Origin of the sequence: Brevibacterium sediminis (assembly GCF_024895295.1) — a bacterium.
Lineage (GTDB): Bacteria > Actinomycetota > Actinomycetes > Actinomycetales > Brevibacteriaceae > Brevibacterium > Brevibacterium sediminis.
In genome coordinates, this window is record NZ_JAHQRN010000017.1 from 1 (window position 1) to 789 (window position 789).

Annotated in this window: 1 protein-coding gene; it reads right to left on the bottom strand. The window is 64.0% G+C overall.

Features of this window, described 5'->3' with window-relative positions; translation table 11 throughout:
• Nucleotides 1–683: fasciclin domain-containing protein (locus KTJ89_RS19225; protein ID WP_259358970.1), on the bottom strand; the 683-nt coding region annotated here is incomplete at its 3' end.
• Nucleotides 684–789: the final 106 nt, after the last annotated feature.

Consider the following 789-nt stretch of genomic DNA (forward strand, 5'->3'; position numbering starts at 1 on the left):
GGCATCATCACGGCGTCGACCATGTAGACCGTGGCGTTGGCGGTCTTGACTCCGCCGCAGACCAGTCCGGCATCGTCGAACTTCATGTCCTCGCCTTCACCGGAGATCTTCACCTTCGAACCTTCGACGGTCTCGTGTTCACCGGCGATCTCATCGGGGGAAAGCTGTCCGGGGATGACGTGGTAGGTCAGCACCTTCGTCAGCTGGTCCGAGTCCTTGGCCAGGGCGTCGAGGTCGTCCTTGGGCACATCGGCGAAGGCGTCGTCGACCGGGGCGATGACCGTGAACTCGTCGCCGTTGAGGGTGTCGACGAGGTCGACATCGGGGTTGAGCTTGCCCGAGACAGCCTTGGTCAGGGTCGTGAGCATCGGGTTGTTCGAGGCGGCAGTGGCCACCGGGTCCTGGCCCATGCCCTCGACAGAACCGGCCCCGTCCGGGTTCGCCTCGGCGTAAGCCGAGCAGCCCTTGCCGACGAGGTCGGAATCGGCCATGGAGGAGTCGCCGGACTCGTCGGGCATCTCGGACTCGCCCGAGTCAGCGGGCTGGGATTCGGAGCTGCCCGATTCCGAACCGGACTCGTCTCCGCCGGAACCGGAATCCATTCCGCAGCCGCTCAGTGCCAGGAGGCCGATGGCGCCGGCCGAGAGGATGGTGGCGGTGCGTGTGCGAAGCAGTGTCTTCATTGTTCTTCTCCTAATCAACAGTGATGCGTATTCGCGCACAGCTGTGAAGTGATCTCCATTGCTCGCTGTGTACTGGGTATTCGGTGCGGTGCCCGGTTCGGATGGG